Here is a 21798-nt window from a genome sequence, read left to right on the forward strand (position 1 = left end):
TGAAAGTGGTTCGCCGCCGCCTGAGTATTCAAGCGACGGCAACCATCTATCTGAGCCCCGACAGGGAATCGAACCCTGGACCTTTTCCTTACCATGGAAACGCTCTACCGACTGAGCTATCGGGGCAAGCCGGACAAGAATACACGCGAATGGCCGGCATAGTGAAATCGCCTCTAAGTCCCGCTCGCGCGCAGTGTCTGACGCCGGGATTAGGGTAGCAAAGTGACCGACACGTTGAGTGCAGCCGCGGCCCGGCGCATCTTCCTCAATGCGCAGGGTTTGGCGCGCAAACGCGGCGGGCGCCGGGTGGGGGATGCGCAGTTCGCCGAGTACTTGCGCCGCCAAGGCGTGCTGCAACTCGACAGCGTCAATGTGCTGGCTCGTGCGCACTACATGCCCCTGTTCTCCCGCTATGGCTCCTACGACCGCGGCAAGCTCGACTCATTCCTGTGGGGCGACGCCGACGGTCACTCACCCCACGCGTTCGAGCACTGGGGCCACGAGGCGTCGGTCTCGCCCCTCACGCTGCTGCCGGCGATGCACGTCAAGATGACCGACACTGGCGCATGGGGCTCGCGCAACGAGGCGCGCATCGAGTCCGCCCACCCGGGACTCATTGCGCAGGTGCGCGAGCGCGTCGAGGCCGACGGCCCGTTCGACGCCGCTGGCCTGGAACACATCGCGCCGCGCCAAGAGACGTCCGGACCTTGGTGGGACCACAGCGCGGTGAAGTCTGCACTTGAGCACCTGTTCATCACGGGCAAGGTCGCGGCGTCACGTCGCGGCCACTTCCGGCGCACCTATGACGGAACGATGCGCGGATGGGGCGTCGCACCGGCGGACGTCGGCACGTGGGGTCTCGCGCCCAGTGCCGCGCGTCAGGCCCTGTTCGACCACGCCACGGCTGCGGTTGGCATCGGCACGCCTCGCGACGTGGCCGACCACTTTCGGCTCAAGCCCGGGTTGGCGCAACAGCTCGCGGCCGATGCCGTGGCCAGGGGCATCGCGACCTGGACTGACGTCGAGGGCTGGGGCGAACCAGCCCTCCTGGCCGCGGGTGCGTCCGATCCCGGGCGGGCGACGGGCGCCGCGCTACTGAGTCCCTTCGACCCCGTCTGCTGGTACCGTCCGCGCCTGGAGCGCATGTTCGGTATGACCTATCGCATTGAGATCTATACACCTGAGCCCAAGCGGGTCTACGGGTATTACACGCTGCCCTTCCTGATGGGAGATCAGGTGGTGGGCAGGTTCGACCTCAAGGCGGACCGCGCCGCGCACACACTGCGGGTGCTGGCGTCGTGGCGCGAGGAACGCACAGTGTCAGGTGCGCGACGACGAAGCGACGCCGAGATCGCCGACGCGTTGACTACCGAACTCTGGACCATGGCGAGCTGGCTTGGCTTAAAAACGCTTCGAGTGCAACCGCGAGGCAACCTCGCCGGGGCAGTCGACGCGGCCGTGCGCGAAAGCGCCACGTAGATAGCCATTTGTTCGACTCACTTTCGGGGCGCGGGTGACCCAAACGGGCGCTACTGTGAGTTATACACGCCAGGTACGCGAGCCACGGTTCGCACCGCACAAAGGAGTCAGCCCATGGCCGCACCCGTCGATCCCTCGACACCCATCCCGGATGCCAAGCTGAATCGAAAGGTGATCGCCATCAGCATCGGCGCCGCCCTCGGTGGCTTCCTGTTCGGCTTTGATTCCTCGGTTGTTAACGGCGCCGTGGACGCTATCCAGGACGAGTTCGCACTGAGTGACGCCCTGACTGGCTTTGCCGTGGCATCGGCGCTACTGGGTTGCGCCATTGGCGCCTGGTTCGCGGGCAGTCTTGCGAACAAGCACGGGCGCATTCGCGTGATGGTGATCTCCTCCGTCCTGTTCTTTGTTTCTGCCTTTGGCTCGGGCTTCGCGTTCGGCGTCGTCGACCTGATCTTGTGGCGCGTGCTGGGTGGCCTCGCCATCGGCGCGGCATCAGTGATTGCGCCCGCATACATCGCGGAGGTCGCCCCCGCGAAGTTCCGCGGCCGACTCGGTTCACTCCAGCAACTCGCGATTGTGCTCGGAATCTTCTCGGCCCTCCTGAGCGACCAGCTCTTCGCGAACACTGCCGGAGACGCATCGAACGACCTGTGGTTTGGCCTCGAGGCATGGCGCTGGATGTTCATGGCCGCGGCCGTTCCCGCCGTGATCTACGGCTTGGCTGCGCTTCGCCTTCCCGAGTCGCCCCGCTACCTTGTGGGCAAGCACCGCAATGACGAGGCCGCCGTGGTGTTGCGCGAGTTCACCGGTGAGGCGGACGTGCACCTGCGCATCGAGCAGATTCAGGAGTCGCTCGGTACCGACGATAAGCGTTCACTGAAGGATCTGCGCGGAAAGACCTTCGGCTTGAAGTCCGTGGTGTGGACCGGAGTTCTGCTATCCGTGTTCCAGCAGTTTGTGGGCATCAACGTGATCTTCTACTACTCGACCTCGCTATGGTCGTCGGTCGGCATCGAGAATCCGTTCCTCACCTCAACAATCACCTCCATCACCAACATCGTCGTCACGATCGTTGCCATCATGCTGGTCGACAAAATCGGGCGACGCCTGCTTCTTCTCATCGGTTCTACGGGGATGTTCCTGTCGCTCGGCCTCATGGCTATTGCCTTCTCCAACGCGACCTCCGAGATTGTCGACGGCAATGACGTCGCCACGTTCGCCGGCAACTGGGACACCGTCGCCATCATCGGCGCCAACGCGTTCGTTGTCTTCTTTGGCGCGACTTGGGGCCCGGTGGTGTGGGTGCTACTGGGCGAGATGTTCCCCAACCGCATTCGCGCCACGGCGCTGGCAGTGGCGGCTGCGGCGCAGTGGCTGGCGAACTTCGCCATCACCATGACGTTCCCGATCTTCGCGGACATCGGCCTGACGTTCGCGTACGGCTTCTACGCGGCGATGGCGCTCCTGTCGCTCGTGTTTGTCTACTTCAGAGTCCCGGAGACGCGGGGTATGGAACTGGAAGACATGCACGACGACATCATCGTCAAGCGTGGCAAGTTCGTGGGCGCCATCACCGTCAACGAGTAGTCCGTCGAGTGTCGGACCGTCAATTCGACATCACAAACGCCTGGGGCGAGGGTACTCGTGTGGACCGCCCCACGGGAGGCTGGCGTCCGAGAGGTCGCTGCAGGCGCGGGAGCAACTCGGCTACTCGCAGACCACGCCGTCGCCATCACGGTCCGAGTACCACTCGTACTCCGGGTCCGCGTCCTTGACGTATGGCCCGTAGCCGGACGGCAGGTCCTTGCAATACGGGAAGCGCTCGTCGAGATCCGCTTCCGGCTCGGCCTTAGGTTCCACGGTCTTCTTGGGCGCCGGCGCCGCGGTCTCCTTAGGCGTCGACGTGGGCGCGGGCCCTCCCGTGTTCTCGGCGAGGATGGGCTGCGAGCCAAACGACGGCATCGGCTCATCTGGGCATGCGTCAAACACGCGAGTGATGGCCTCCAACTCGGCAGTGGTCACCCACACGTCGTACTTAGTCTTGACCGCCACCTGCCGCGCCACATACTCGCAGCGGAAAGCCTTGTTGAACGGCAACCACGTTGCCGCGTCGCCGTCGCTCTTCTGGCGGTTAGCGCCGGCATCGACGGGCTCGAGGTTGAGCGGGTCATTGGCGAAAGCCACGCGCTGCGCGAAGGGCCAGTTCGCGGCACCCTTTTGCCAGGCATCCGACAGCGCGACGATGTGATCAATGTCGACCTCGCTCTTGCCCCCGCGCACAAAGTGCACCGAGGTGCCGGTGTACGGGTCCGCGAGGTCGCCCGCCATCACCTTGCACTTGCCGTCTACATCGATCGCGGTGAGCCGGAGCAGCAGCATGTCGCTACGCGTGTCGCAGCCGTTGCGGTCCACATCCACCCAGCCGCTACCGAACTGATCGCGCTCGTAGCCGGTCTTGGCCGCCCGGCCCTTCACCTCGAGCGCAAGAGCCGCGGTCAGCGCGGTGCCCTCCTCAGCATCGGGCGGTGGAGCGGGCGCGGCGGCCTCTGCTTCCACTGCTACGAGGGTGACCGAAGGAGACGGAGAGGGCTCGGCTGGTTCGGCAGGAGTAGGCGAGGTCGCCGGGGTCGCGGAGGCATCTGCCAACCGCGTGACCGCTTCTGAGGCGGCGCCCGCCGTGGCGACACCGCCAGACCCTACGCCAGGCTCCGAACCGACGGTGGTGGCGCACGCGCTGAGTACGGTGGCCATCACCACCAACGATGCGACGGACCCCAGCGCCCTCGCAATGGGGTGGCGCGTCTTCTCAGCCTTCTTCATCATGCTCCTCAGCACTCAAACCTGGGTGAACGTTAACCCCTGCACCCTCGTGCCGGACAGCCCGTGTGGTCAATTTCTCATTCCGCGTCGGTGCGCCCTGCGCTTACAACTGCGCCGTTTCTGAGGCCTAGAGGCGACCAGATGTAAGCGCAGGTGACGGGGGGCGGCTTGGGGCCCATTTTGGGCAACAAAAAGGCCCGCTGCTTGCGCAGCGGGCCTGATGTGGCGAGTGGGGGATTCGAACCCACGAAGTCTATGACGGCTGATTTACAGTCAGCTCCCTTTGGCCGCTCGGGCAACTCGCCATGCGCCGCATTGGAAACCAAGGTGGCGCGCATGGAAGGATAGCAAGGGAAACGGCCTTGGCGCTAACTGAGGTCCCATCACCGCACATCCAGCCCTCGCCGCAACCGGCGCGGGGCCCTAAAAGGAGGCACTCATGGCCAGCGATTCTTCGTTCGACGTCGTATCCAAGGTAGACCAGCAGGAGGTCGACAACGCCCTCAACCAGGCCCACAAAGAGATCGCGCAGCGTTATGACTTCAAGGGTGTGGGCGCATCCATCGAAATGTCCGGGGAGAACATCCTGATGAAGGCCAACTCCGAGGAGCGCGTCAAGGCCGTCCTCGACGTCTTCATTGGCAAACTCGCTAAGCGCAACATCTCCATGAAGGCGCTCGACTACGGGGACCCGATCCCCTCGGGCAAGGAGTTCCGCCTGGTCGCGGAGGTCAAGGAGGGCATCGCCCAGGACGTGGCCAAGAAGCTCACCAAGTTGGTGCGCGACGAGGGTCCCAAGGGCGTCAAGGCGCTCATCCAGGGAGACGAGTTGCGCGTGAGCTCCAAGAGTCGCGACGACCTGCAGGCCACCATGGCGCTACTCAAGGGTGCGGACGTCGACGCTGCACTGCAGTTCGTCAACTATCGCTAGCCGCCTGACGGAAAGTCGCCCAGATCGCTGAACAGCGCGAGCAAAACTCGTCGTGTTAGCGTGAAATGGAAGTCCCCTATTTGTGCCCCTGGAGTGGTTCCAAATGTTCTTGCTGGTCACTATCGCTGGAACAGCCCTTGGTTTTCTCTACGCGCACTGGCTTCACAAGCACTTTGAGTTCAGGGATTGGCACCTCTGGGCCGCATTGGCGCCCGTGTGGGCTTGGGCGATCGGCTACGTCGTGGTGACGCGGTCCGTGAATATGACGAATCTGCCTTCCCAAGCAGTCTTCTCCTGCGCCGTCGCCTCACTTGTCGGAACCGCTCTCGCCTACGTCAACGAGCACCGGAGGGCCAGAGTCGCCCAGCGCTGAGGCTACTTTCGACTTTCGAGTGTCTCCGTGAGCTTGGCCACCGCATAGCCCCAGGCCTGCGACACCTTGGGATTGGGCGGCACGGCAATCTCGTCGGGATTCGTCACCACGTCGAGCAACACCGGGCCGTCCTGGTCGAAGGCCCAGGGCATCGCTCCGTCCAGGTCGTCCGGGTCCTCTACTCGACGCGACGCCAGACCCATCGCCGATGCCACGGCGGCGAGGTCTGGGTTGTCCAGGTCCGTACCAAAGGACGCGAGCCCACCCTCCTGCTGCTCGAGTTGCACCATTCCCAGCGAGGAGTTGTCGAACACCACGACGACCACCGGCAGCGAGTAGGTCACGGCGGTTCTCAAGTCGCCAAGCAGCATCATGAGGCCACCGTCGCCGCTCATGGAGACCACAGCGCGGTCACGATCGAGAGCCTGCGCGCCCAGAGCCTGCGGAAGGGCGTTTGCCATCGACCCCAGATTGAACGACCCGAGAAGTTCGCGGTCGCCGCGCATCTCCACAAACCGCGCCATCCAGGTGGTCGACATGCCCGTGTCGGACGTGAAGATCGCATCATCCGGAGCGTGACGATCAACCGCCGCCGCGACGGCCTCGGGACGAATGCGATCGTCCGGGTTGTCAAAGGTGGATCGCACCTTCGCCACGATGCCGGACTCCTCGTAGTCGGGGTCCGCGATGTGGGCTTGGCGCTCCTGCCACTCGGAATACGTGTCTCGACAGGCGTCGAGGTGCTTGGACGCGTCGCCGCCGGTCAGTCGCGGCAACAGTGCCTCCAGTACCTCGCGCGAGTCCCCCACGACGGGCACGTCGACGGAGGTGCGCCTGCCGATGTGCCCGGAACGCGCATCGATCTGCACGACCACAGCATCGTCCGGATAGAAGTCGCGATACGGGAAGTCGGTGCCCACCATCAGCAGCGCATCGGCGTCCTTAAGTGCCTTGACCGCGCCGGGGTTTCCCAACAACCCGGCCTGTCCTACCTGCATCGGATTGTCACCGTCGAAGCCCGGTTTTCCCTTGATAGTGACGACCATCGGTGCCTGCAGTCGTTCTGCGACTGCGATGGCCAGTTCCCTGGCTCCCGCCGCGCCCTGACCCACCAGCATCGTCACTTTGTCGGCGTCGTTGAGCGCAGCGGCCGCTGCCGCGAGCGAATCCTCCGTGGCATTGCCCGGGGCGTACGCGGTGACAAAATGTGGCGCCGCCACACCATCGGGCAACTCAAGGCCCCCGATGTCACCTGGAATGGTCAGCACTGCCGGGCCGCGGAACTCGTACGCCGCTCCCACCGCAGCCTCCAGCATCTGTGGGAGCTGGTCGGCGGAGGAGAGCGTCTGGTTCCACACCGCGACGTCCTCGAAGACGCGATCGTTGTTGACCTCCTGGAAGTACTCGGTTCCGATCTCTGCGCTGGGCACTTGCCCGCAGATCGCGAGCACGGGGGCGTGGGACTTCTTCGCGTCGTACAGCCCGTTGATGAGGTGCAGGGAGCCGGGGCCCACAGTGCCCATACAGACGCCGATGCGGCCCGTCAGTTGGGCCTGCGCGGAAACGGCAAAGGCTGCGGCCTCCTCGTGACGAACCCCGATCCATTCGATGCGGTCGTCCGTGCGGATCGCATCGGTCAGGGGGTTGAGGGCGTCGCCGACGACGCCCCACACGTGCCCCACGCCGTGCTCCGCGAGGGCGGTGACAATGTGCTGTGCGACCGTAGTGCTCATCTCGTGTCTCCTCTAGTGGTGATGCGTGGCGGGGCGAAGCTGTCCGCCGAGGCAAGTGTCCAGTCCTTTTCCCAGTTGGCGGGTGGCTGGTCGAGCAGCTCCCCTGACTTCAACCAGTCGTAGTGATCGCCGTACGACACCGTCTCGCCGGGCGAGATCACCAGCCGTAACTGGTCGGGGGTGAGGTCTTCGGGACGCTCCGCGCCCATGGAGGACATCATCCGCACCGCCTCGTCGACGGTTGCCTTCTGGTAGCGATAGACGCGTTGCGACTTGTCGCCCACGTCGAGGGCGTGGGCGCGCCGCGGGTCCTGGGTGGCGACGCCCACGGGGCAGGTATCGAGGTGGCAACGCTGGGATTGGATGCAGCCGGTCGCCATCATCATGGGACGCGCGGCGTTCGTATAGTCGGCGCCCTGGATCAAGCGCTTGACGATGTCGTTGCCCGCGGCGACCTTGCCGCTCGCGGCGACGCGCACGCGGTCTCGCAGACCCGCACCTACCAGTGCGTTGTGGACGAGCATGAGCCCGTCAGTGAGCGGCATGCCCACGTGATCCTCGTACTCGAGTGGGGCGGCCCCCGTGCCGCCCTCGGAACCGTCCACGATGATGAAGTCCGGGGCCGTCCCGACTTCAAGCATCGCCTTGACCATGGAGAGGACCTCGACGCGGGAGCTGACGCAGAGCTTGAAACCGGCCGGCTTACCCCCGGACAGGTTCCGCATCTGCGCGATGAACTCAATCAACTCCGTGGGGGTCGAGAACACCGAGTGTCCCGGCGGGCTCACGCACTTCTCGCCCGCCGGCACCCCGCGCGTCTCCGCGATCTCCTGCGTGACCTTGGCGGCCGGCAGCACCCCACCGATGCCGGGCTTGGCCCCCTGCGAAAGTTTGAGCGAAACCGTTTTGATCTGATCATCACGGGACTTCTCCGCGAACTGGTCGGGGTCAAAGTGTCCGTCCTTGGTTCGGGTCCCGAAGTACCCGGTACCGATCTCCCATACCAGGTCGCCACCGTGTTCGCGGTGGTAGGGCGAGATGCCTCCCTCGCCGGTGTCGTGGGCGAAACCGCCCATGGCCGCACCTTTATTCAGGGCGCGGATGGCGTTGGCGGACAACGCCCCAAAACTCATCGCGGAGACGTTGAGCAACGACATCGAGTACGGCTGCGAGCAGTCCGGTCCGCCCACCGTCACGCGTGGAGGATTCTCCGGCGGCGACTGGGGCACGGTGGAGTGCACCAGGAACTCGTGGCCCACCTCGTAGACGTCCAACTCGGTGCCGTACGCCTTCTCTCCGTGGACGCCCTTGGCGCGCTCGTAGATGATGTCGCGGGTAGCGCGGTCAAAGGGCTTGCCGTCCCAGTCACGCTCGATGAAGTACTGCTGAAGTTCGGGACGGAGCCGCTCGAGTCCATATCGGAGATGGCCGACGACGGGGTAGTTGCGTAGCACCGAGTGACGCTTCTGAAGGGTGTCGTAGGCGGCGAGAGCGGCGAGCGCTCCTGCGCCGGCGATGGCTCCTAGTTTCCAGCCGGACGGACTGTGCATCTGACCTCCTTGACTGGAGCGTCTGGGTGGCGGCTACCAGCCCTTCCACACTAACTCCGTCCTAGCGGTTCAAACGATCCGAGAGGCGACCCACAAAGTGGTCCATCGTGTTGTTGACTCCGAGCTGGTTCGTCAGCTTGTCGAACAACGCGACGGGCAACATCCGTGCGGGGGCGAGAGCGCGGACGAACCGGGGCATGATCAATTGGTGGCGGCCGCTTTCGATGGCGTCGAGGGTCCTCTGGGCCACGTACTCGGGCCTCAGGATCGGCAGGAGTCGCGGATACTTGGTTTGGACTCCCTCGAACATTCCGGTGCTGATGAAGTACGGGCACACCACGAGCGAGTTAACTCCGGCGTCCGCCTTGGCGAGTTCCACGCGCAGGGATTCCGCGAATCCGAAGCCCGCAAACTTGCTTGCAGAGTAATCCGTTTGCTTAGCCACACCGACGAGTCCCGCGGCGCTGGAAATGGTGACGACGGTGCCACGCTTGTTCTCGATCATGCTCGCAAGGAAAGCCCTGGTCACCCAGAACAGCGCGAGCGTGTTCACCTGAAGAGTGCGTTCGATCGCCTCGTCGGATGCATCGAGCAGGTTCTTGCCGGTCACCACACCCGCGTTATTGATCACCACATCCACGGGACCGGTCTCCAGTGCGGTGGCCTTCACCGCGTCGCGATCTGACACGTCGACGCTGAAGGCCTCGGCCTCTCCGCCTACGCCAAGAATCTCGTCGCGTACTGCCTCGCCAGAAGCTGCCGAGAGGTCCCACAGGATCACGCGAGCGCCACGTTGCGCGGCGCCAAGAGCGAGCAGACGCCCGATGCCGCTGCCTCCTCCGGTGATAAGTACGGTCTGGCCTTCAAGAGGATGCGACATGGGCTCGTTCCTATCGGTAGAGGTTGAGGAGGCGCGTTCCGGCGCTCAGCGCCTTCGCCCAGGTTTCCTTCTTGAGGTCCGCAGGACCGGCGATCGGTAGCAGACGCTGCGCCGCGATGGTTTGCGGCTCCGTGTACTTCAGGATTCCCTGGGCACCGTGGCGCCGCCCAAGCCCCGAGGACTTCATACCCCCCATGGGGGCGCCGTGTGAACTCCACGTCGCCGCATACGACTCGTTGACGTTGACCGTCCCCGCCTCGACTTTACGTGCCACCCTGGGCCCGTTTCTCTTTGACCACACGCTTGCGCTGAGTCCATACTCGCTGTCGTTCGCGAGTCTCACACCCTCATCGTCGGAAGATACCCGGTACAAGCTCACGACGGGGCCAAAGGTCTCCTTGCGCGCCAACTCCATCGAGTCGGTGACCCCAAGCAACACCGTGGGCTCGTAAAAGTACGGACCCAGGTCCGCGCGTCGGTTCCCGCCGGTCAGGACGGTTGCACCCTTCGCGACAGCGTCGTCGACGTGGGCGGCGACGGCGTCGAGTTGTCGCGCGCTGATCAGCGAGCCCATGTCCGCCTCCCACTCGAAGCCCGGCTCCAGACGCATCTGTCTGACACGTTCCCCAAACGCGGAGACAAACTCATCCCAGACCGCATCGTGCACGTAGATCCGTTCGATGCTGACGCACAGCTGACCCGAGTTCGCGAAGCAGCCGCGCACTGCTCCCACTGCCGCCTTCGCCACGTCGGCATCCTCGAGCACGAGCATCGCGTTCTTGCCACCGAGTTCCGCGGAGCAGCCAATCAGTCGTTCCGCACACTGCGCCGCGACGACTCTTCCAGTCGCAGTCGAACCGGTGAACATGATGTAGTCCGCGTAGGCGACGAGGGCGCCTCCCACCTCGGGACCCGGGCCAAGGACAATCTGCAGCACGTCGCGAGGCAATCCCGCGCGGAGCAGCAGATCAAGCACCATGAGCGCCGTGTGCGGGGTCTGCGAGTCGGGCTTGAGGACTACGGCATTGCCGGTCACAAGCGCCGGGAGGACGTCGCTGGCCGGAAGCGTCAGCGGGTAGTTCCAGGGTGTGATGACTCCAACGACTCCCTTGGGGACGTGCCGCTCGCGCGTCTTCGTCAGAAGCGGAAACGTCCCCTGGCGCCGCTTTTCGCGGAGCAGTCCGGACGCGTGGCGGGCGTTATAGCTACTCCACAGGGACGCATCGGCGACCTCTTCAAACGCGCTCGCTCGCGCCTTGCCCGTCTCGGCTTGAACGCAGTCGACTAGGGCATCCCGCTCCTTAAGCAGTAGGTCACGAAACCGCGCGATGACCGCCGTGCGCTCCTTGACTGGCCTCTCGGCCCAGTCCTTCTGTACGGCCGCGGCCGATGCGAAGGCGTGCGTCACGTCCTCCTCGGAAGACACTGGCAGTGCGCCCACGACGCTGTCGTCGAACGGGCTACGCACCTCGATCTCGCCCGCCTCTCCACTCGACGTCACGAGGGAAGCGAGATGATTCTCGGCAGAGGTCAACGACAGTGTGCTCATGCTTCAATACTCACCCATCGGGCGACGAATTGCCGAATGCCCGCCGTGGGGCGGCTCTACCTGATGCCGGGCCGCCCGCCGGCCATCGACTCGAGACGCGCAATGCGGTCCGCCATGGGCGGGTGGGACGCGAACAGCTTCGCGAGGCCCGCACCCGCGAACGGGTTCGCGATCATCATGTGCGACACGTTCTCGAGCTGCGGGGTCTGCTGAAGCGGTCGTGCGGCGGCACCCGACTCGAGCTTGCGCAGGGCCGAGGCGAGGGCCATCGGGTCGCCGGTCAACTTGGCGCCGTCCTCGTCCGCGTCGTACTCGCGGGTGCGCGAGATAGCGGTACGGATCAGCATGGCGGCAAACGGCGCCAGGATCAGCATGGACAGCAACGCGAGCGGATTGGAGTTACGGTCACTACCGCCACCAAAGAACAGCATCATCTGCGCGAAGGCGGTGATCATTCCCGCGAACGCAGCTGCGACGGAGGCGATCAGGATGTCGCGGTTGTAGACGTGCATGAGCTCGTGTCCGAGAACCCCGCGCAGTTCGCGCTCGTCTAGCAGAGCCAGAATTCCCTCGGTGCAGCACACAGCAGAGTTCGACGGGTTGCGGCCGGTGGCGAACGCGTTCGGCGCGGCGGTGGGAGACACGTACAGGCGCGGCATCGGCTGACGGGCCTCGCGTGACAGCTCACTGACGATGCGGTACATCGCCGGCTGCTCAACCTCAGTCACCGGTCTTGCGTGCATCGCCTTGATGGCTAGCTTGTCCGAATTCCAGTAGCCGTATGCGGTTCCGCCCAGTGACATCAGCACAAACACCCACAGGAACTTTCCACCCGCGACAAATGAGCCGATGCCAAGCAGCACCACCCACATCACCACAAAGAGGCCCATGGTCTTGACCCCGTTGAAATACTTCTTGCTGCCCACCACTGCTCCTGTAATCAAGATTCCGCATCAAGGCCGCACAGCGCACCGTGCGCGGGGATCCTCGACGGCCCCAGTACAAAACGACCCGCCAAGGCGTCTCGTTCCCACGGCAACTCCTCGACAAAGTGCCCGCACTCGCGCTCCATCCAAGAAGTGTCGAGCGCTTGCTGCGGGGTCACCCACCGCAATTCGAATCGATTTTAGGAATATTGGGGAATTCTCCCCATACTTTTAGGGACTTTCAACAATCTTCAGTTGGTACCGTAGCCCTGATCCCCGCGACAGCACTGGGCTGATGCGCGCCAAAATCTTGGAGAGTAAATGAAGACCTCGACACCCACCATCACCCTTACCGTGGCGATTTCAGTCGCCCTCGGACTCACCGCCTGCAGCAGCGACGCCGAGTCAGAGCCCACCCCTTCCGCATCTCCCATCACCGCAGCACCCGAGGCAGCCCCCTCAGAATCCGTGCCCGCGGAACCTGAGACCGCCGCCCCAGTCGAAAGCGAAAGTGCTGCACCCGCACCGGCCCCCGCGGGCGATGGCTCCGTCACGGCGCCTGGCACTGAACTCGCGTATGGCGACACGGCAGTGGTGCCCTGGACGACGTACAGCTCGGAAACCCCCATTGAACTCAACGTGACGATCCCTGAGCCCCGTGTTGGCGAACTCTCCGACTTTGACGGCCTCGGACTCGACGAGGACACGCTCGCCCAGATTCAGGGCTACACGCCTTACTACGTCGACTTTGACATTCAGAAGGCGAACCTCGACGAGGGCGAGATTGCCTTCAGCGCTGCCTATACGGAGATTGGCGCAGTCAACTCCGACGGCGGCAAGATTCCCGACTTCACCATCATCGGTGACTTCGAGACGTGCGACACGGAAGGGTTCGGCTCGGACGCTGACACCGGCGCTGTGACCTCCTCGTGCAGCATCTTCTTGGTGCCTTCGGGCCAAGAGTTTGGCGGGGCCACCTGGGATCAGTACGACACCGAGTACGACGACTTCGACGGCGAGCCCATCCTCTGGACCAGCTAGCTGCTCGCACATAGCAATGCCCCCGACGCCAACTGGAGTCGGGGGCGTTGCTATGTATGCCGCTGGTCAGTTAGTTGCGCTTGAGCGCGACGTCAGTCATCTCGTCGCGCGGAACCACCTTGACGCGCAGACGACCATCCGCCTCGCCCAACGCGAGTTCGTGATTGTCCAGCACCTCCCAGTCGTGCCACTGGATCACGGGCACGCCGCGCTCCTTGAGCAGACGCAGGACGTTGTCGGGGCTGCGCTGTTCGGCGCCGGCCTTGGACTCTGCGTATAGGCGGTCCGCGTCCTCGACAATATTGGCGATGGTCTCCGCCGCATCAGATTTGGTGTGACCAATGAGGCCCACCGGACCGCGCTTGATCCAGCCGGTTGCATAAATACCAGGGACCACGTCACCGTTATTGACCACCCGGCCTGCCTCGTTAGCGATGACGCCCTTGGCGTCATCGAACGGCACGCCGTCGATCTCGGTTCCGTAGTAGCCCACCGCGCGGTACGCGGCCTGCACGGGGTAGTCGATGAACTCGCCAGTGCCCTTGACCGTTCCATCGCCCTGAAGTGCGGTGCGCTCGACGCGCACTCCGGTGACCTTGCCGTCCTCACCCAGAATCTCGTGAGGACTCTGCAGGAAGTGCAGGTGAATACGACGGGAGGCGCCCGTGGGCTCCTTGAGCGTCCAGTCGGTCAGCGTCTTAACGACCTGCTTGGCCTGACGATTCTCCTCGAGCAGCTGCATCGAGCCCTCGTCAAAGTCGTAGTCCTCGGGGTAGACCAGCACGTCGACGTCGGGAACGTGACCCAGTTCGCGCAGCTCGAGCGGGCTGAACTTCACCTGCGCGGGACCGCGACGACCAAAGACGTGCACGTCCGTGACGGGCGACGATTCGAGGATCTCCATGACGTTCGCGGGGATCTCGGTGGGTGCCAAATCCTTGGGGTGCTTGGCGAGAATGCGGGCCACGTCGAGGGCCACGTTTCCGACGCCAAAGACGGCGACTTCCTTGGCCTCGAGCGGCCAGGTGCGAGGTACGTCTGGGTGGCCGTCGAACCAGCTCACGAAGTCGGCAGCGCCGTACGACCCTTCCAGGTCAATACCAGGAATGTTGAGGTCAGCGTCCTTGAACGAACCGGTGGCGTAGATGACCGCGTCGTAGTGGTCCTCGAGGTCCTGCAAGGTCAGGTCAGTGCCGATGTTCACGTTAGCCAGCAAGCGGATGTCGCCGCGGCCCAAAACGTTCGCCAATGCGACGATAATCTGCTTGATGCGCGGGTGGTCCGGAGCCACCCCGTAACGCACCAGACCGAACGGTGCGGGTAGGCGCTCGATGATGTCGATCGACACGTCGAGTTCGGTCTTGGAAAGAATGTCGGCGGCGTAAGTACCGGCGGGGCCGGCGCCGATGATGGCGACGCGCAGTGGGCGTTCGGGAGTCACGAGTCTCACAATCCTTGGGGGGGCGTTCACGACCGGGGGCGCTCCCAGCCGTGCTAGCCCCAGAGTATAGACACCTCAGTTTGGCGATTGTCCAACCAAGATGGCGTATGGGTTTTGGCACATCGGCGTCGGGTGTGCCAGAATCACGGCATGGCTCACACGACAAACCCTTGCGCATCCATGATGCCTTGTGTTTGCTGCGCCATGTGTCCCTCGGCCTAACCGCCCACGGATACACCAACCTGTACCCCTGGGCGCTCGGCCTCACGAGCGCAACTCATCGCGCTCAAACGGCCAAGCTCCCACGAAATCTTTCGAGGAGTCTCCGTGACACCCACTGGAGCCACTGCAGCCGATGCTGCCGCGCCCAATTCCGCCACAACTGCGGAAGCCGAGGAGCGTCGCCGCCACCGTGATGAGGCGCGCCTGATCCGCACCCGTGAGGCTTCCGCGCGCAAGAACAGCGCCAGCCGCGACGGTCAGTGGGCGGCCGGAGACAAGACGCCGCTGAACCCCAACGAGGAGATGAAGTCCGTAGGCGACCCACTCGAGGTGCGCGAGCGCATCGAGAACCTCTACTCCAAATGGGGCTTCTGGTCCATCCCTCCGGGCGACCTGCGTGGTCGCTTCCGCTGGTGGGGGCTCTACACGCAGCGTCGCCAGGGAATTGACGGCGGCAAGACCGCCATCCTCGACGCCCACCAGCTCGACGATGAGTACTTCATGCTTCGCATCCGCTCGGATGGCGGCCAGCTGTCCGTGGCCCAGGCGCGCGAGATCGGCAAGATCTCCGAGGAGTTTGGCCGCGACACCGCAGACGTCTCCGACCGTCAGAACATCCAGCTCCACTGGATCCGCATTGAGGACGTGCCGGAGATCTTCCGTCGCGTCGAGGCCGTGGGCCTGTTCTGCACCGAGGCGTGCGGCGACGTTCCACGCGTGATCCTCGGCTCGCCCGTCGCGGGCATCGCCAAGGACGAGCTGATTGACCCCACGCCCAACATCAACGAGATCACCGACCGCTACATCGGCGACCCTCAGTTCACTAACCTTCCCCGCAAGTTCAAGACTGCGATCACAGGCACGCCGGTGCCGGACATCCTGCACGAGGTCCAGGACATCGCGTTCTGCGCCGTCGAGCACCCCGAGCTGGGCGTCGGCTACGACCTGTGGGTGGGTGGCGGGCTTTCGATCAACCCCCACCTTGGCATCCGCCTCGGCGTATTTGTTAAGCCCGAACAGGTGCACGAAGTCTGGGCTGGAGTGGTGGGAATCTTCAGGGACCACGGCTACCGCCGGCTGCGGACCCGTGCCCGCTTGAAATTCCTGGTCAAGGCTTGGGGCGGCGAGAAGTTCCTTCAAATCCTGGAAGACGACTACCTGGGCTACAAGCTCCCCGAGGGCCCCGCGCCCAAGGTTGGCAAGCCCGGCGCGCGTGGCGACCACGTGGGAATCAACGAGCAGCGCGACGGCAACTACTTTGTGGGCGTCGCCCCCGTCGCCGGTCGCATCTCCGGCACCAAGCTCCAGGAGATCGCCAACATCACGGAGGCAGTGGGATCGGACCGCATCCGCCTCACTCCGCTGCAGAAGATCCTGGTGCTCGACATTCCCGAGCCCCGCGTCAACGACGTGGTCAACGGCCTGCGCGCTCTCGAGCTGGACTCCAACCCCCGCGAGTTCCACCGCAACGTCATCGCCTGCACCGGCATCGAGTACTGCAAGCTCGCCATCGTGGAAACCAAGGCCACCGCCCGCGAGGTCGTCAAGAAGCTCGACGACATCTTCCCCACCCTCGACACTCCTATTACTGTGCACGTCAACGGCTGCCCCAACTCGTGCGCCCGCGTCCAGACCGCGGATATCGGGTTCAAGGGACAGTTGGTGCTAGACGAGGAGTCCGGCGAGCAAGTACCCGGCTACCAGGTTCACCTCGGCGGGCGGTTGGGTCGCGGCGACGACAACGACTTTGGGCGCAAGATCCGTGCCCACAAGGTCACCCAAGACGGCATGCCCGACTACGTCGAGCGCGTCACCAAGAACTTCCTTGCCGACCGCGTTGGCGAAGAGACGTTTGCCGACTGGGCCTTCCGGGCGGAAGAGGAGCTCATCAAATGAGTACCGACACCACCGTGTGGAATGCCGAGACTGCTGCTGCGGTCAACGATCGCCTGGCCGGAGCATCGGCGTCGGAAATTGCCGACTGGGCCGTCGAGACCTTTGGCAAGAAGCTCATTGTCGCCGCCTCCATGCAGGACACGATCCTGCCGCACATGTTCGGCGCTCGCCTGCCCGGCGCGCACGTGCTGTTCCTGGAGACCGGCTACCACTTCAAGGAGACCATCGAGACCCGTGACGAGGCGGCCAAGCGCTTCCCCATCACGATCGTCAACGCCATGCCCGCCAAGACTGTTGCCGAGCAGGACGCCGAGTTCGGCAAGGACCTCTTCGCGCGCGACCCCAACCTGTGCTGCTTCATGCGCAAGGTGGACCCCCTTGCGCGCTCACTCGCGGGCTACGACGCGTGGGTCACCGGCGCACGCCGAGTCGACGCGGTGACTCGTGCCGAGATGCCAATCGTCACCTGGGACGAGGGACACGGCCTCGTCAAGATCAACCCCATTGCCGCCTGGTCGGACATGGACGTTGAGGTTTACCAGGTAGCCAACCAGCTACCGCGCAACCCTTTGGTCGCGCAGGGCTACCCCAGCATCGGCTGCGAGCCGTGCACTAACAAGGTGGCACCCGGCGAGGACCCCCGGTCCGGTCGTTGGTCGGGGCAAGAGAAGACAGAGTGCGGAATCCACGAATGAGCGAGGCTAGCGTGACTACAGATCCAGCATCCACCCACGTACCGGCGCGAATGAGCACGCTCGATGCGCTCGAGGCCGAGGGCATCCACATCATCCGCGAGGCCGTGGGCACCGCCCGCAAGCCCGTGTTGCTGTTCAGCGGCGGCAAGGATTCCGTGGTGGTGCTGCACCTGGCCACTAAGGCGTTCTGGCCAGGCAAGGTGCCTTTCGAACTCATGCACGTCGATACCGGCCACAACTTTGACGAGGTCATAGAGTTCCGCGACCGCACAGTCGAGCGCCTCGGCCTGCGTCTGCAGGTCATGAAGGTGCAGGACTACATCGACGACGAGCGCCTGCGTGAGCGTCCCGACGGCACCCGCAACCAGTTGCAGACCGTGCCACTACTCGACGGCATCACGCAACACAAGTACGACGTGGTGTTCGGCGGCGCGCGCCGCGACGAGGAGAAGGCCCGCGCCAAGGAGCGTGTGGTCTCCCTGCGCGACGAGTTTGGCGCCTGGGACCCGCGTAACCAACGTCCCGAGCTCTGGAATTTGTACAACCCGCGTCACCTGCCGGGCCAGCACGTGCGCGTGTTTCCCATCAGCAACTGGACCGAGTTGGACGTGTGGCGCTACATCGAGCGCGAGAACCTGGACCTTCCATCCTTGTACTACTCGCACGACCGCGAAGTCTTCAAGCGCGACGGCATGTGGCTCTCGCCGCACCCCGCCGTCAAGATGCGCGATGACGAGCGGACCGAGACCCGCTCCGTCCGCTACCGCACCGTCGGCGACGCGTCCTGCACGGGCGCCGTCGAGTCCCCCGCCACATCAATTTCAGACGTCATCGCCGAGGTCGCCTCGACTCGCATCACGGAGCGTGGCGCCACCCGCGCCGACGACCGCGTGAGCGAAGCTGCGATGGAAGACCGCAAGAAAGAGGGCTACTTCTAATGAGCACCGATATCGCGTACGAGGCCGCCGACTCACGCGTCACCTCACTGCTGCGCTTCGCCACCGCGGGATCCGTCGACGACGGCAAGTCCACCCTAGTGGGACGCCTGCTCCACGACACCAAGTCGATTCTCGCGGACGCCTACGAGGCCGTGGAGCGCGTCTCGCGCGACCGTGGGCTTGAGGCCCCCGACCTTGCACTGCTCACTGATGGCCTGCGTGCCGAGCGCGAGCAGGGCATCACCATCGACGTCGCGTACCGCTACTTCTCCACCCCCAAGCGCACCTTCATCCTGGCCGACTGCCCCGGACACGTGCAGTACACGCGTAACGCCGTCACCGGCGCCTCCACGGCCGATGCGCTGGTGGTCCTCATCGACGCCCGCTTTGGCGTGGTCGAGCAGACCAAGCGCCACCTCGCCGTAGCCGCACTGCTCCGCGTTCCTCACGTGATCGTGGCGGTGAACAAGATTGACCTGCTCGACTACGCGCAGGGTCCGTTCCGACACATTGAGCGTCACGTGCAGTCGCACGCAGAGTCGCTGGGCCTGACCAACGTCATCAGCATTCCGGTGAGTGCGCTCGAGGGCGACAACGTCGCCGTCGCGTCGACCCGTACCTCCTGGTACGAAGGGCCCACCGTTCTTGATGTGCTCGAGACCGTGCCGTCCATCGACGACGGCGCGGACCTGTATGGCGCCGCCCATAAGCGTGGCGTCAAGCACCCCACAGCCCAGGATGCGGCCGATGCCGAGACCGGCTGGCGCTTCCCCGTCCAGTTAGTGCTTCGCCCCCAAGACGGAGCGATCAGCCCCGAGTACCGCGAGTATCGCGGCTACGGCGGCCAGGTGGCCGAGGGCACCGTGCGTGTGGGTGACCCGGTCACCGTGTTGCCGTCGGGTCGCACCTCTACCATCGCGGGGATCGACACCTCGACGGGCGCGCTCGACGAGGCCTTCACCGGCCAGTCGGTAGCGCTACGCCTGAGCGATGAGATCGACATTGCCCGGGGAGACCTTCTCGCATTCGGAACTGACGCTCCCAAGGCGGAGCGTCAGTTCCATGCGCACGTCGCGTGGCTCACCGACCGCCCGCTGAGGGTGCGCGATCGCGTGCTGGTGCAGCACGGCACGGCGATGGTGCAGGCCATGGTGACCAGCATCGACGGCATCCTCGACATCTCCCTTCCCGGCGGCACGCTCGACAACTCGATCGCGAAGGGTCACGAGCTGCTGCTCAACGACATCGGCGTGGTCTCGTTCCAGCTCGCGCAGCCGCTCGCTATCGAGGACTACGGCCGCCACCGCCGCACCGGCGCCTTCTGCTTGATCGACCCCCAGGATGGCAACACCCTTGGTGCCGGTACGGCTCGCGCGCAGGTACCCGGCAGTGGTGAGGACGCGTACGTCAGCATCTGATGGGCTCACCCGTTCTTCTCACCGACGTCGCCCAGCAGTTCGCTGGGCGCGGTCCTGCACGCCTCGCGTTAGACGGTGTCACGCTGTCCATCGATGCAGGCGAGTTCGTGTGCGTGGTGGGCCCGTCCGGCTGTGGCAAGTCCACGCTGCTCGACCTCGTCGCTGGACACACGCGCCCAGTGCGCGGGTCAGTCGTCGTTGACGGTGCGAAGGTTACCGGACCCGGACTCGACCGCGTCATGGTGTTCCAGGAGCACGCACTGTTTCCGTGGCTGTCGGTGCGCGACAACGTGGGCTTTGGGCTGAAGAATGCCGGGGTTGCGGACGCTGAGCGCGAGGCCACCGTCACCGAGTGGCTTTCCAAGGTGGGCCTCAGTGACGCTGCCGATCTGCACCCGCACCAGCTGTCCGGCGGTATGCGCCAGCGCGCCGCGCTAGCCCGGGCCTTCGCAATGCGGCCCCAGGTGCTGCTCATGGACGAGCCCTTCTCCGCGCTCGACGCTCCGTCGCGCGACCGCCTGCACGTCGAACTCCAGGACCTGTGGCAGGAGACCGGCACCACCATCATCTTCGTCACCCACAACGTGCGTGAAGCCGTGGCTCTCGGCTCACGCGTGGTGGTGCTGTCCTCCGGACCCGGCCACATCATCGGCGAGGTGGCGGTTGGCTTGCAGCGCCCTCGCGTGGTCGAGTCCGACCGCGTGGTGGCCTTGGCTCGCGAGGTGCGCGGCTTGCTCGATGCGGCCGACCAGCTCGGCATCACCGCCCCCCGTGGCGGATCGGAGGATGGCCATGTCAGCATCTGAGGTCACTGCCAGCACTACGGCGGCCGAGGCATCGGCCGGCGTAGTGCGCGAGCGCGCCCAGCGAGGACGCAAGGCACTACCCATCCTTGTCACCGGGGTCGTGATTCTGGCGCTATGGGCGATAACCTCCGCCTTTGTCGACACCCTGCCTAGCCCTGCCGACACCGGCGCCGAGTTGGTGCGCATGGCCAAGGACGGCCAGCTGTTCTCCATCTTTGGCCGTGTCACGGCGTTCATGGGCATCTGCTTCGCGATCGCCGCCGTCGGTGGAGTGGCGCTAGGACTGCTGATTGGCGCCCATCCAGCACTTGACCGCGGGCTCTCTCCGTATCTCGCCGCGCTGCAGGGCATGCCCACTTCCATGTGGATTCCGGTGGCTGCGGTGGTGCTCGGCACGTCCGTGTTCTCGCTGGGAGCCGTGGTCAGCATCGGCGCAATGCCCGCGATCATGCTCGCGACGCGTAGCGCAGTGAAGTCGGTCCCTCCCCTGCTGATCCGTGCTGGGAGAACGTATGGCGCGGACCGGGGCACGCTCATGCGTCACGTGGTGCTGCCCGCGGCGCTGCCTGGAATCACCACCGGGCTCGAGCTCGGCTGGTCGATTGCGTTCCGCTGCCTCGTAGCGGGCGAGATCTTCTCCGGCGCCCTTTCCGGTTCCGGAGCGATCTCTGGGACCGGCATCGGCTCGGTTATTGCCCGCTCGCGCGAGACCGGCGACCTCACCGAGATGATGGCCACCATCATGATCGTGCTCGCCTTCACGATGCTCGTGGACCGACTGGTGTTCGCTCGTGTGCACCACCGCCTGCGCGTCTCGCGGGGACTCGTGGACGCCGGGCTGCCTCACTAGGGAGCCACCACACCGAGTAACTCGAGTGAGGGACGATGCCGCTCGCCTGTCCCATCGGTGAGGTTTGCGTCACGCACTATTTACCTTGTGGACCCTACGTGGTTCACCCTCGTGCCGTAGGTTCGTTCGTAGCAGTACCGTTCGCGGGAACACTGTTCCCGCCGCATGAGGCAGCGCCGCCATCTCGGATCATTCACACGGAGCGCCTGATACTACATGGTGCCTCCGAGACCTAGACGGAGTACCC

General features: G+C 64.6%; 18 protein-coding genes and 2 tRNA genes. 11 read left to right on the forward strand and 9 right to left on the reverse strand.

What is annotated here, in order from left to right; all coding sequences use genetic code 11:
* Positions 1 to 53: 53 nt before the first annotated feature.
* Positions 54 to 126 (reverse strand) — tRNA-Thr (locus AOP77_RS03825).
* A 96-nt stretch (positions 127 to 222) separates the two neighbouring features.
* On the opposite strand from AOP77_RS03825, the gene AOP77_RS03830 reads away from it, so the two are divergent.
* Positions 223 to 1479, forward strand: a complete 1257-nt coding sequence (locus AOP77_RS03830; protein WP_062209539.1) for a winged helix-turn-helix domain-containing protein — start codon at positions 223 to 225, stop codon at positions 1477 to 1479.
* A 114-nt stretch (positions 1480 to 1593) separates the two neighbouring features.
* Complete coding sequence (locus AOP77_RS03835; RefSeq protein ID WP_084622258.1) at positions 1594 to 3069, forward strand: sugar porter family MFS transporter; 1476 nt, start codon at positions 1594 to 1596, stop codon at positions 3067 to 3069.
* A gap of 120 nt (positions 3070 to 3189) precedes the next feature.
* Here the strand turns inward: AOP77_RS03835 and AOP77_RS03840 are convergent, their stop codons facing one another.
* Complete coding sequence (locus tag AOP77_RS03840; protein ID WP_084622413.1) at positions 3190 to 4305, reverse strand: GmrSD restriction endonuclease domain-containing protein; 1116 nt, start codon at positions 4303 to 4305, stop codon at positions 3190 to 3192.
* A 220-nt stretch (positions 4306 to 4525) separates the two neighbouring features.
* A tRNA-Tyr gene (locus AOP77_RS03845) sits at positions 4526 to 4607 on the reverse strand.
* Positions 4608 to 4741: 134 nt separating this feature from the next.
* Here AOP77_RS03845 and AOP77_RS03850 point away from each other — a divergent pair.
* The gene (locus AOP77_RS03850; RefSeq protein WP_062209542.1) at positions 4742 to 5233 is read left to right on the forward strand and encodes a YajQ family cyclic di-GMP-binding protein; all 492 of its coding nucleotides are present in this window, start codon (positions 4742 to 4744) and stop codon (positions 5231 to 5233) included.
* 103 nt (positions 5234 to 5336) lie between these two features.
* Positions 5337 to 5606, forward strand: coding sequence for a hypothetical protein (locus tag AOP77_RS03855; RefSeq protein ID WP_152649756.1), 270 nt, complete (start codon positions 5337 to 5339; stop codon positions 5604 to 5606).
* A gap of 2 nt (positions 5607 to 5608) precedes the next feature.
* On the opposite strand, the gene AOP77_RS03860 is transcribed toward AOP77_RS03855, so the two are convergent.
* From AOP77_RS03860 to htpX, 5 genes are all read right to left on the reverse strand, one after another.
* Entirely contained in the window at positions 5609 to 7339 is a 1731-nt protein-coding gene (locus AOP77_RS03860; RefSeq protein WP_062209548.1) for a thiamine pyrophosphate-dependent enzyme, read from the reverse strand.
* Positions 7336 to 8889: an FMN-binding glutamate synthase family protein gene (locus AOP77_RS03865; protein WP_062209551.1), complete on the reverse strand. Its 1554-nt coding sequence runs from the start codon at positions 8887 to 8889 to the stop codon at positions 7336 to 7338. Before AOP77_RS03865 ends, AOP77_RS03860 begins: the two co-directional genes overlap by 4 nt.
* Before the next feature lie 61 nt (positions 8890 to 8950).
* Positions 8951 to 9769 carry an SDR family oxidoreductase gene (locus tag AOP77_RS03870; protein WP_062209554.1) on the reverse strand — a complete coding sequence of 273 codons (819 nt, stop codon included), beginning with the start codon at positions 9767 to 9769 and terminating at the stop codon, positions 8951 to 8953.
* A 10-nt stretch (positions 9770 to 9779) separates the two neighbouring features.
* Positions 9780 to 11318: a succinic semialdehyde dehydrogenase gene (locus AOP77_RS03875; protein WP_084622260.1), complete on the reverse strand. Its 1539-nt coding sequence runs from the start codon at positions 11316 to 11318 to the stop codon at positions 9780 to 9782.
* Between the two features lie 56 nt (positions 11319 to 11374).
* Positions 11375 to 12244 (reverse strand): zinc metalloprotease HtpX, encoded by an 870-nt coding sequence (htpX, locus tag AOP77_RS03880; protein ID WP_084622414.1) that lies wholly within the window; start codon positions 12242 to 12244, stop codon positions 11375 to 11377.
* A gap of 321 nt (positions 12245 to 12565) precedes the next feature.
* On the opposite strand from htpX, the gene AOP77_RS03885 reads away from it, so the two are divergent.
* Positions 12566 to 13285 carry a hypothetical protein gene (locus AOP77_RS03885; protein ID WP_062209557.1) on the forward strand — a complete coding sequence of 240 codons (720 nt, stop codon included), beginning with the start codon at positions 12566 to 12568 and terminating at the stop codon, positions 13283 to 13285.
* 70 nt (positions 13286 to 13355) lie between these two features.
* On the opposite strand, the gene AOP77_RS03890 is transcribed toward AOP77_RS03885, so the two are convergent.
* The gene (locus AOP77_RS03890) at positions 13356 to 14726 is read right to left on the reverse strand and encodes an FAD-dependent oxidoreductase (protein ID WP_062209561.1); all 1371 of its coding nucleotides are present in this window, start codon (positions 14724 to 14726) and stop codon (positions 13356 to 13358) included.
* 426 nt (positions 14727 to 15152) lie between these two features.
* Between AOP77_RS03890 and AOP77_RS03895 the strand changes: the two genes are divergently transcribed.
* From AOP77_RS03895 to AOP77_RS03920, 6 genes are read left to right on the forward strand one after another with little or no spacing between them, the layout of a single operon-like run.
* Positions 15153 to 16844 (forward strand): nitrite/sulfite reductase, encoded by a 1692-nt coding sequence (locus AOP77_RS03895; protein ID WP_236685769.1) that lies wholly within the window; start codon positions 15153 to 15155, stop codon positions 16842 to 16844.
* Positions 16841 to 17539 (forward strand): phosphoadenylyl-sulfate reductase, encoded by a 699-nt coding sequence (locus tag AOP77_RS03900; RefSeq protein ID WP_062209567.1) that lies wholly within the window; start codon positions 16841 to 16843, stop codon positions 17537 to 17539. The genes AOP77_RS03895 and AOP77_RS03900 overlap by 4 nt, the downstream gene beginning before the upstream one ends.
* Entirely contained in the window at positions 17536 to 18477 is a 942-nt protein-coding gene (cysD, locus tag AOP77_RS03905) for a sulfate adenylyltransferase subunit CysD (protein WP_062209569.1), read from the forward strand. Before AOP77_RS03900 ends, cysD begins: the two co-directional genes overlap by 4 nt.
* Complete coding sequence (locus AOP77_RS03910; RefSeq protein ID WP_062209572.1) at positions 18477 to 19895, forward strand: sulfate adenylyltransferase subunit 1; 1419 nt, start codon at positions 18477 to 18479, stop codon at positions 19893 to 19895. The genes cysD and AOP77_RS03910 overlap by 1 nt, the downstream gene beginning before the upstream one ends.
* The gene (locus AOP77_RS03915; RefSeq protein ID WP_062209575.1) at positions 19895 to 20701 is read left to right on the forward strand and encodes an ABC transporter ATP-binding protein; all 807 of its coding nucleotides are present in this window, start codon (positions 19895 to 19897) and stop codon (positions 20699 to 20701) included. Before AOP77_RS03910 ends, AOP77_RS03915 begins: the two co-directional genes overlap by 1 nt.
* Positions 20688 to 21551 (forward strand): ABC transporter permease, encoded by an 864-nt coding sequence (locus AOP77_RS03920; RefSeq protein ID WP_160300039.1) that lies wholly within the window; start codon positions 20688 to 20690, stop codon positions 21549 to 21551. The genes AOP77_RS03915 and AOP77_RS03920 overlap by 14 nt, the downstream gene beginning before the upstream one ends.
* Positions 21552 to 21798 lie beyond the last annotated feature (247 nt).

Source organism: Demequina oxidasica (assembly GCF_000975115.1).
GTDB lineage: Bacteria > Actinomycetota > Actinomycetes > Actinomycetales > Demequinaceae > Demequina > Demequina oxidasica.